7 protein-coding genes are annotated in these 9,904 nt (G+C 47.3%); 5 read left to right on the top strand and 2 right to left on the bottom strand.

Annotated elements, in window-relative coordinates:
* Positions 1-1,148, bottom strand: a 1,148-nt coding sequence (locus F8H35_RS01515) for an ATP-dependent DNA helicase RecG (protein WP_472571806.1), incomplete at its 3' end; no start/stop codon positions are given.
* Positions 1,149-1,196: 48 nt separating this feature from the next.
* On the opposite strand from F8H35_RS01515, the gene F8H35_RS01510 reads away from it, so the two are divergent.
* Genes F8H35_RS01510 through F8H35_RS01490 form a run of 5 tightly spaced genes read left to right on the top strand, consistent with a single transcriptional unit; the run spans position 1,197 to position 8,199 of the window.
* Positions 1,197-2,966 carry a tetratricopeptide repeat protein gene (locus F8H35_RS01510; protein ID WP_472571805.1) on the top strand — a complete coding sequence of 590 codons (1,770 nt, stop codon included), beginning with the start codon at positions 1,197-1,199 and terminating at the stop codon, positions 2,964-2,966.
* Positions 2,963-3,454, top strand: coding sequence for a hypothetical protein (locus F8H35_RS01505; RefSeq protein WP_472571804.1), 492 nt, complete (start codon positions 2,963-2,965; stop codon positions 3,452-3,454). Before F8H35_RS01510 ends, F8H35_RS01505 begins: the two co-directional genes overlap by 4 nt.
* 2 nt (positions 3,455-3,456) lie before the next feature.
* Complete coding sequence (locus F8H35_RS01500; protein ID WP_472571803.1) at positions 3,457-5,490, top strand: aldehyde ferredoxin oxidoreductase N-terminal domain-containing protein; 2,034 nt, start codon at positions 3,457-3,459, stop codon at positions 5,488-5,490.
* Positions 5,491-5,500: 10 nt separating this feature from the next.
* Entirely contained in the window at positions 5,501-6,937 is a 1,437-nt protein-coding gene (locus tag F8H35_RS01495; protein WP_472571802.1) for a leucyl aminopeptidase, read from the top strand.
* Positions 6,937-8,199 (top strand): chloride channel protein, encoded by a 1,263-nt coding sequence (locus tag F8H35_RS01490; RefSeq protein ID WP_472571801.1) that lies wholly within the window; start codon positions 6,937-6,939, stop codon positions 8,197-8,199. Before F8H35_RS01495 ends, F8H35_RS01490 begins: the two co-directional genes overlap by 1 nt.
* 30 nt (positions 8,200-8,229) lie before the next feature.
* Here F8H35_RS01490 and F8H35_RS01485 read toward each other — a convergent pair whose 3' ends face one another.
* The gene (locus F8H35_RS01485; RefSeq protein ID WP_472571800.1) at positions 8,230-9,531 is read right to left on the bottom strand and encodes a carbohydrate porin; all 1,302 of its coding nucleotides are present in this window, start codon (positions 9,529-9,531) and stop codon (positions 8,230-8,232) included.
* Between the last annotated feature and the right edge of the window lie 373 nt (positions 9,532-9,904).

Below are 9,904 nucleotides of genomic sequence, written 5' to 3'. Positions count from 1 at the left end.
ATCAGCTCCTCTGAAACGGGAAAGGCTATTCCCTTTTCTTTTTTTATCTTCTGCCTGTGGAGTGCAAGGGCTAACTGGAATAGGAAAAGCTCGTCAAAGATTACCCTCTTCTGAAACGGGGTTTTGAAGGCAAGGAGCTCCTCTACATCTTCGTCGTACGGAAAGTGGACTCTCCAGAAGGCGTCGGCAGCTTCCGGGAAGCTGTGCCTTTCAAGTATCTCTTTCGGCAAGTACTCCGGCAGGAAGGGAAGAACTTTCTTTACAACTGTTTGAATGTCTCTTCTTACCGTTGACTGTTTTATCCCTTCGGCAGAGTGGTAGACCGGCAGAACAGTTCCCAGCTTCTCAAGTTTCCCCTTCTTCGGGTCAAAGACCTCTACTTCAGGGTGAACCATTGTGAAGCCGGTGGAGCTCCGCTTAACGGTTCCGTAGGCCAGAACTTCCTTTTTGAGCTCCTTGGCCTTTGAGAAGAGGTTTCTGTAGTACCCGAAGACCCTCTCCTGAAGGAAGAGAAGGGTTACAGCTCCGGTTTTATCGTAGAGGACAATTTTTAAGAGCTTTTTCTTCTTCTTGCTGGTCTGAACTTCAGAGATGCTTACAACATGACCCTTAACGAGTATGTTCTCTCCGGGCTTTAGGTAGGCCATTGGGGTTACAGTTGACCTGTCTTCATACCTAAAAGGGAGGTAGTAGATTGCGTCTAAAACCGTTTCTATGCCTAACTTTTTAAGCCTGTTAACCCTTCTTTTATCAATTCCCTTAACAGACTCTACCTTCTGGAAAAAAGCCTTTATGGGGTAGCGTTTTTGCCTCTTCTCTATCTTTTCGGGAGCAACGATTACCCTCTCTTTTGGTATCTCTTTACTCCTCGCTTTCTCTATCTCTTTGGGTGAGAACTTGAGGGTGAAGACGGAGTGGAGCTCCCTGAAAAGCTTTTTCCTCTTCTCTTCACTTAGCGAGGAGTAACCTTCAAGGACTTTTAGAACTTTCTGAACCCAGGCTTTCCTCTTCCTGTCAAGGTGGGGAAGGAGCTCCTCAAGGAGAAGGGAAAGAGCTCTGTCGGGGTCTTTTACCCTGTTGAAGTACTTAAAGTCCTCTTTTGTGAGAAGGGAGAGGAGCTCCCTTATCCTTTTAAGCGTCTTTTCCATTTGGTGAAATTTTATAATAAGGGCAACTTTAGAGTAGAAGGAAGTGACATGGAGAAAAAGCTGTTCCTTGCTCTTCTTTTTTTAGTTTCGTCCTGTGGAATTCCCTTAGAGGAAAAGCCAAAGACCGTTCCGGTAAAAAAGGTGGCAAAGGGAAAAACGGAAAAAGCTGTCAAGTTAAAGCCTGTAAGCTTTAAACCCGATTATACCTACTACTACATGCTTTATCTTAACTACCTTTCTAAAGGAGAGAATGAAAGAGCCCTCAGGGCTATAGAGAAAGCCTACAGTTTGAGTAAGAATCCAAAGCTTGCCCTTGAGGGAGCCAGGCTTGCAGCATCTCTGAGGAAGTTTAAAAATGCAGAAAAACTTGTTTCTGAAGTCCTAAAGGAAGAACCTGAAAACGTTGAAGCTCTCAAGTTGAAGGCGGGAATATGCGTGGCAGAGAGTAAGTTTGAATGTGCAGAAAAGCTCTACAGGAAGGTTTTAAGGGTAAAGCAAGATAGAGATACCTATGTTTTCCTCTCAAATCTCCTTCTAAATGAGAAGAAGACCGACGAAGCTCTGAAGGTTTTAAAAGAGGGAGAAAAACACTTCAAGAACGACTACCTGATAGATTACTTCATAGGTCAATCGTACTTCATTAAAGGGGATTACAGGAAGGCGAGAAAGTATTTGGAGAAGTCAATTTCTGAGAACCCTGAGTTTGAGAGCGCTTATCTTCTTTTGGGAAAGGTTTACCAGAACTTGAAAAACTACAGGAAGGCAGAAGTTTTCCTTAACAAAGTTTTAAAAGAAAGTCCCGATAATATTTATGCCCTGAGGGAGCTCCTCTTAATTTACATAGCCGAGAACAGGCCAAAGGAAGCCCTGAAAGTTATCAACAGGCTCGTTGCCCTTCAACCCTACAACTTAAAGCTCCTCTCCTGGGTTGCAGCAAACCTCTTTCAGATGAAGGAGTATAAAGAGGTAATTCCCATAATTGAGAGGATTACAAAGCTCAACCCAGACAACCCCAACGTCTACTTCATGTTAGGCCTTGCCTACGAGCTCTCTGGAAACCTGAAAAAGGCTGCTGAAGCCTACGAGAAAGCTCTCAGCTACTACCCTAAGAACCCTACAGTTATGGAAAGACTCGCAGTTACCTACTACAAGCTGAAAAACTACGGAAAGGCTGAGGAGCTCTACGAGAAACTGTGGGGAATTACAAACAACCCCGACTACCTTATAAAGGCAGCTCTTCTCCTTGACAAAATGGGGAACACCGAAGAGGCCTACAAACTCCTCTCTTTCTGGAAAAAGCAGCTGAAGAACAATCCCGACTACCTCTTTTATCTGGCCTACTTTGCAGATAAGTTGGGGAAAGACAGGGTTGCAGAGGAGAGCTTAAGAGAGCTCCTCAAAGTCAAACCCACTCCTGACATCTACAACTACCTTGCATACTTCTACGCCTTACGGGGCAAAAACCTTGACGAGGCGCTGAAGCTGATTGACAGGGCTCTGAAAGCAAAACCCAACAGCCCGGCTTACCTTGACACAAAAGGGTGGGTTCTCTTTAAAATGGGAAGATTTAAAGAGGCATGCACCTACTTGAAAAGAGCAATAGAACAGAGGCCTGAAGATGCCGTTATAAACTACCACTACGGAATGTGCCTTCTTAAAACCGGCAATTTAAAAGAGGCGGAACAGCACCTTAAAAAGGCAGAAGAGATTGTTAAGAAAAACCCTGAAGTTGAATCTGAGGAGCCGGGGATTGGAGAGAAGGTTGAGGGAGCTCTCAAATTGTTGAAAAAACTTAAGGAGAGAGGAGGGAAGAAGTGAGCTGGACGATGCTACTGTGGGGGCTTGTGGTCTTTCTGGTCATATCGCTTCCAACAATAACGGGGCTTATGAGGATTCTATCGGCGCTGAAGTTCCTTGAGACTGCAGCAACAGACAGGTTCAACCCACTGAACGCCATAAAGCCGGGAGGGTTTGCCTACGCTTTAACTTTCAGCTTCAAGATAACCTTTCTAACGGCGATAATCCTTGACTACGTTGAATACGTTAAGCAGGTCTACTACATCGTCTCCCTCTACCTCTTCTTCCTCTTAATAGACTTTATAGTTCAGTACTCCGGAGAGACCTTTAGAGTTCTCTCTATGAACATCAAAAGTGCCTTTGTTGGTGGTTCACTTCCTGTATTTACCATCTTCGTTCTCAACTTCTTCATTCAGAGGAAGCTGAAGAAGATCATTCCTGCCGAAATGGAGAACTACAGAAAAGGGAAACAATCTCCTGCGCTTAAAACCTTTGACCAGAAGGGATAGAGATGGAGCTTAAGACCTTACGGGTTGATCTTGACGAACAGAGGGTTGTTTTTAAACCCTTTGAAAAGGAAGGTATTTACGGAGTTATAGACTATGGGATATACCTTCACTCTGAAGTTTACAGGAGCTATCAGGTTTCACCCTACGACAGCAGGAACGTTTTAGTTGTGGGATTGGGGCCTTTTGCAGGCTCAATCCTTCCCGGTTCCCACAGGCTAACCTTTTTCTTCCGCTCTCCGCTGTATGGAACCCTCTATCCGTCAACAATGGGTGGAGCTGCCTATACGTTCTTAAGAACGGGAGTTGACATTCTGACTATAACAGGAAGGGCGGAAAAACCGGCAGTTCTGGTGGTAGAGGGAGCTCCCGGCCAGCTGAACCTCTCTGTTGACTATTTAAGTGAGGAGAAGCTCTGGGAAATCTGGAAGGGGTATAAGGGAAAAGAGGGGGTTTACGCCCTCAGCCAGTATTTATTGGAGCTCTATGGGGAAAGGTTTAAAGGAGAGGAGTTCAGGATAGCAAACGTTGGCCCTGCAGCCTACACAACGAACTACGGGGCGGTCTTCTCTCAGGCTATAAGGGACGGGAAGTTCGTTGAGGGGGCAGAGGACTGGGCTGCAAGGGGAGGGGCAGGATCTGTTATGGCTCAGGCTCACAACGTTGTTGGAATCGTTTTCGGCGGAAGCTGGGAAGGAAAGAGGTTCAGGGCTTTAGACCTTTCAAACTTTGACTACGTTAAAAAGCTCTTTTCAGAGGTTTACGACAAGCCCCTCTTCAAGGTGATTGCCGAGAAAACGGAGAAGTACCGCTACAACCCGAAACTGAAAACCGGCGGAACCTTTGGTGGAGACTACCTTGCAGAGAGGGACAAAACGCCGGTTCTCAACTGGCAGATAGCCTACATGAGCAGAGAAGAGAGGGAGAAACTTTACAGGGTTATTGAGGAGTACTACGTTGGGGTCTTCAACTCTGAGGCGATAGAGACGAAGAAGTGGACAACCTGCGGTGAGCCCTGCCCTGCAGTGTGTAAGAAGGTAAGGGAGGGCTACAAGACAGACTACGAGCCCTACAATGCAAACGGCCCCCTCTCTGGAAGTTTCTACCTGAAGGCCAGCGACCTGGCCGTGAAAACCGTTGACTCAATGGGTTTTGACGCAATTGAGTTTGGTGGAGTTGCCGCCTGGGTCTTTGAGCTGATAGAGAGGGGATTTTTGAAACCTGAAGAGGTTGGATTAAACGAAAAGCCAGACTTTAACAGGGAGGCCGTTTTAAAGAACCCCGTTGAGACCAGTAAGAAGAATGCGGAGCTCCTCTCTCAGCTTGCAAGAAAGGTGGCCTTTGGAGAGGGAGAAATACCGAAACTTTTGGGAAGGGGTAAGAGAAGGGCGGCAAAGGTTTTTGACAAGAGGTTTGCCGACAGGCTCCCTGAGGGTAAGAGCTTTAAGGACTTTGCCGTTTACGTTCCCATTGGGGAAGACGGAGAGGTCAACCCGACGATGTACTGGGCTATAGGGAACTTTATTCCCCTTCCGGTTCAGGGTAAATACTGGACCTACTACAAGTTTGGAGTTTTTCCAGAACCTGAAGAGCTTGCAGAGAGGATGTTTGAGAGCGCAGTTGCCGAGTACTGGTACGACAACGTTGGCTGGTGCAGGTTCCACAGGCGGTGGATGAGGTCTCTATCCGAAGTCTCCTGCGAGCTTTCAGAGAGGGGAGTCTGCAACGTTCCACTGAAGTGGACAAGGTCTGTTCTGGAACTCCTCTTCTTAAAGGCCTACGGAGAGAAGTTAAACGCAGAGGAGCACGGAAGAGGAATACTTGCAAAACTTGCAGACTACGCCTTGAAGGCCGGCTACTACCCTGTTTTCCCCGACTCTGAAAGGGTTTTGGACCTCATCGTCTCTGCAAGCAGTGAGTTTAACAGGGAAGACTGGGCTGAGAGGTTCAATGAGAATAAAATAAAGGCCGTCAGGGAATACGTTTCAAGGACTTTAGACCGCTACAGCGAAATTTTAGGAGTTGACTGGAGAATTTAAGGAGGTGGAGATGAAGCTGAGCTACCAGACTGAGATAAAGGGAAAGAGGGCAGATGCACTCATTACAGGTGTTTATGAAGGACTTAAGGAGATTGAAGAGAAAGAGAAGGAATCCCTGAAGGCTCTGGGGTTTAAGGGGAAGGCTGGAGAAGTTGCAGTTCTTCCCGGAGAGGCCTTTAAGAGCGTTATCTACGTTGGTCTTGGAAAGAAAGGAGAGCTGAAGGCCGATACGGTAAGGCTTGCAGCGGCAAAGGGAATAAAGGAGGCAAGGAGCAGGAAGTTTAAAAGGGTTGTCTGTGAGCTCCTTGGAGCAGATAAACTGAAGGAAGAGGCTGCAAGGGCTGTTGCAGAGGGATTGAAGCTTGGAAGCTATGAGTTTAACAAGTATAAGAGCTCCGAAGATGAGCAGTTTGAGGTTGAGAGGGTTTACGTTGCCGGAACTCCGGAGTTTAAGGAGGCATTCAAGTTAGGAGAGGTTCTGGGAGAGGCTGCCAACTACACCAGGGCTCTTGTAAACGAGCCGGGGAACGTGATAACTCCTGAAGCCCTTGCAGAGGAAGCTAAGAAGCTGGCGAAGGAGTACGGCTTTGAGTGTACCGTTTTTGACGAGAAGAAGCTTGAGAAGAACAAAATGGTGGGAATTCTCACCGTTGGAAGGGGGAGCAAGAACCCACCGAGGTTTATCCACATCGCTTATAAACCGAAGAAGCCCAAAAAGAGAGTTGTTCTGGTTGGTAAGGGTGTAACTTTTGACAGCGGTGGCCTTAACATAAAGCCAGAGCAGTACATGAAAACGATGAAATCCGATAAGGCGGGGGCCTGTGCCGTCCTTGGAATTATGAAGGCCGTTGGTGAGCTAAAGCCGGACGTTGAAGTCCACGGCCTCATACCAACCGTTGAGAACATGCCCGACGGAAAAGCCTACAGGCCCGACGACATAATCGTTTACAGGAACGGAAAGAGCGTTGAAGTCCACTCAACAGATGCCGAAGGGCGCCTCATACTCGCAGATGCCCTCATCTACGGCTTAGAGCTTGAGCCAGACGTAATGATAGACATGGCAACGTTAACAGGTGCCTGCGTTGTAGCCCTCGGCCACTACACTTCCGGCCTCTTTACAGAGGACGAGAGGCTGGCGAGGGAGCTCCTTTCCCTCTCTGAAAAAACCGGAGAGAAGATGTGGAGGCTTCCGTTAGATGGGGATTTGAAGGAGGACATTAAGGGACAGTATGCAGACATCCAGAACGTTGGAAAGAGCCGCTACGGAGGTGCAATAACTGCAGCCCTGTTCCTTCAGAACTTCGTTGACGGCGAAAAGGTAAAGAGCTGGGCCCACTTAGACATTGCCGGCCCTGCATTCCTTACAAACCCCTGGAAATACTACTCTGCCGGGGCTACAGGCCAGCCCGTTAGAACCATTGGGGAGCTCCTCTTAAAGCTCAAGTAATGAAGCCCAACTCTAAGCTCTTTTCCCTATCGCTTCTGGTGGGCCTCTCAACGGGGCTCGCCGTTTCGTTCTACGTTCTTCTGAGCAGGGCTATCTCTTTGGCCCTCTACCTTGGAAACCCCGAGGAGACAATTCCAAAGCTTCCCTTCTGGTATGTGGCCTTCATAACAACTTCCTCAATTCTCGTTGTAAACCTGATAATCCTCAAAAACGAAAAGGCCAGGGAATACGGAATAAGGGAGATAGCTAAGGCCTTAGACGAGAACAGGCTCACATTCACCTTCGGAGACCTTGCCCAGAAAATTGTAGCCTCAGCACTCTCAATAGGTAGCGGCTTCGCAGTTGGAAACGAGGGCCCCTCAGCTGCAATTGGAGCTATGATTGCCTACAGGTTCCGCAAATACTTCGGCCTTCCTAAGGCACTCCTCAAAGTAGCCATTGGGGTCGGAGCAAGCAGCGGAATAGCAGCAGTTTTTGTCTCTCCAATAACGGGAATCCTCTTCGCCGTTGAAAACGTTGCCTACAGGCTCATAAGGGACTTTGTCGGGTTTATGATAATCGGAAGTTTCTCGGCCTTTTTGGTGGCTCTTTCCCTTCTAACGCCCCTAATCTTTCAGTTTTCAACGGGAAAGGAAGTTAGAATAGACTACATCGGCCTTTTATTCTTCTTCATTCCCGTTTTAACCCTTAGCATTTACATCTACCTGATTTTAAGGGACAAAGTCCTCTTCTACCTTAACTCCCTTGCTGTTGAAAGGCTCAGCCCGTTTCAGAGAACCCTTCTCATTTCCCTCGTTGGAGGATTAACGGTTGCCCTTCTCCTCAAAGTCTCTCCCTATGCCGGTTTTTCAGGCCACGAGGTTGTTGAATCACTGATAAACGGCAGATTCCACATCCCTCTGCTCTCCATAGTTCTTCTGGTCTTCCTCAGGATAGTTGCCAACGCCGTTTCACTCTACGCCAACGCTGTGGGAGGTCTCTTTATAACCCTTATGAGTATTGGAGCCCTCGTCGGCTACGGCTTTGGAGAGTGGGCAAAAAGTTTTGGGGTGAGCGTTGAACCATTTTACTTTGCAGCAATTGGTGCGGCCGTTTTCGTCGGGGTTGTCATGAAGATTCCATTTACGGCCGTTGTCCTTGCCCTTGAAACAACCTACGACTACAACGTTGTCATATCGGTTGGAATAGCAGTCTCCATCGTTGGATTCATGACCAGTGCCGTTTTTGACATAAGGAAGGGATTTCTGAGGCGAAGGGTTTAAAAGGCCGGGCCGAGCCCGGGAGGAGGTCCCTTAAAAAGAGAACTCGGCCCTTACCATTCCTGCAAGTATGTTGTCGTTGTCTGAGCTTCCGTGGGGGTTGACAACGTATTGAAGGTCTGGAGTTATAAAGAGGTTGTTAGATAAAGCCATTCTGTAGTACGTCTCAAAGTGATACTCTGTATCATCGTTCTTTAGCTTGTCGTTGGGTATAAGTGCTGCAACTCCAACTCCTAACGTGTCGTTGGGGCGGGAATCAAAGAGGCCGTTAACGCTTGCCCCAAAGGATACAAACTTCTCAACCTCGTAAACATCGTCGTTTCCGTAAGCTGCCCTGAAGAAGAGGCCAATGTTTTCTGAGATCTGCTGGTCAAATGAGACTCCAACTCCCCAGCCGTCTTCCGTTCCCGGTTTCCTGTTTGGATCGTCTGTCTCTTCGCCTATCTTTATGTGGTCTGCAGAGTCGTTCCAGAAGTAGATCCGGTAGTTCCCTTTCAGTCCGTTAAACTCCGGGGAATATTTCAGCTGAAGAGCGTAAAAAGGCTGGTCAAAAACGTTGTCGTAAACGCTCTTTTCTCTTTGAACCCACTCATTCCCGTCGTAGGTGATACCTGCCGTGTCGTTGCTCTGAACAACTGCGGAAATTTCTATCCTCTCAGCCGGTGAGAGCGTTATTCCTACCATGGGGGCAAAGATGTCTTCAGGGTCTAAAATGGGGTTGTTGACGAAGGGTTTTCCAACAAACTGGGTTGTTTCGTCGTTTGCGTATTCGTTGTCGTCAATCATGATGAAGGGCTCTGTCTTTCCAACAACTAAGTTCACTCTGCCGTTCAGGAAATCTCTGGTGTAGTAGGCCTCAAGCATTTTAAAGGTTCCCTCTGTGTCGGGGTTGTCGTCTGCCAGGGTGTTGAGGTTTGCAAAGAGAGGTTCGTCTGCCTCATCAAAGAGCTTGTCGGCCCCTGTTCCAGCACCAGAGTGGAGCCTCATGTAGAATTCACCCTTTTCGTCGGGTTTGAAAGTCAGCTCAATGTCTGCGTTGTATCCTGCACCGCTTGGGTTTGAGAAGTTTTGTCCGTCAATAGTTCCAACCGACGCTCCCTGGTAGTAGAGCCTTATGCCTCCGTGGATTTCTAAGGATGAGAGCCTCTCTTTAATCTCTTCAACCTCTTTCTCTACCTGTTCTTCTTTAGCGTTTTTCTCCTTTAAGGCCTGTTCCAACTGAGAGATGCGGGACTTTAACTGCTGGAGCTCTCTTAAAATCTCTTGATCTGTCTGAGCCACAGCTCCCTGCGAAGTTATAAGGACTGTCGATAGGACAAGTAGGGCTCTCCTCATGCTTCCTCCTGCAGGTTTTTCTATCTGAACAGTTTCTACATGGGTTTTTCAGCATTTTGTAGATAAGAAGGCCTGAAACAAAAAGAGCAGTCAGGTAAATGACGAATTCCATATAACCTCCAGCCATTTGTTAGATATAACTAAGTTAGTTTGTAATATCCAATAAGGCCTTTTTCATAACTTGCCTTTTCTATGGATTCTAATCGTAATATAATCTGTTGTAGAAATCATACCAAATTTGTATAATAAGGCGAAAATCTTAATATCTAAAGGAGGAGGCGATGAGAAAGCTGATGAAGGTTGGAACGGCAGCGGCAGTTCTCTCTCTCATTGTTTCACCTGCAGCATTTGCACACTTCATGCTCCTTAAACC

The organism is Thermovibrio sp. (genome assembly GCA_015488335.1).
GTDB lineage: Bacteria > Aquificota > Aquificia > Desulfurobacteriales > Desulfurobacteriaceae > Balnearium.
Note: the sequence above shows the minus strand (reverse complement) of the source record. Positions and strands in the feature narration are given on the sequence as shown.